The sequence below is a fragment of the Pantoea sp. 18069 genome (assembly GCF_902706035.1).
Taxonomy (GTDB): Bacteria; Pseudomonadota; Gammaproteobacteria; order Burkholderiales; family Burkholderiaceae_C; genus Comamonas.
This window is the reverse complement of record NZ_CACSJA010000164.1, coordinates 1-324: the sequence shown is the minus strand read 5'-3', so window position 1 is coordinate 324 and position 324 is coordinate 1. Positions and strand designations below refer to the sequence as shown.

Below are 324 nucleotides of genomic sequence, written 5' to 3'. Positions count from 1 at the left end.
CACGGCTACGCCCAGCTGGACTTCGCCAGTCAAAGCGTCCACTGCCGCCACCTCGCGGACCAGCGCGAGCCCCGTAGTCTTGCTCCCCGGGTCGATTTTCAGACGCAGAGGCTGGAATTCGCAGTCGTCGGCCTGGCGGTCGATGAGCCGGATCACCATGGGCAGGAGGCGATGCACGCGCGCCCGGCCGCGGTCCAGCAACAGCCGGGCGCGCTTTTCGGTGCACGGCATCAAAGCCTTGCCATGGATGTCCAACACAAAAACCGCCACATCGACTCCTGATCACAAGCGCTGCAATCTGTGCAGCCAGGCTGTCTTTCCAGC

General features: G+C 64.2%; 1 protein-coding gene. It reads right to left on the bottom strand.

What is annotated here, in order from left to right; all coding sequences use genetic code 11:
• On the bottom strand, positions 1-270 hold a 270-nt coding region (locus GVL12_RS26070; protein WP_200844118.1), incomplete at its 3' end, for an RRXRR domain-containing protein.
• Positions 271-324 lie beyond the last annotated feature (54 nt).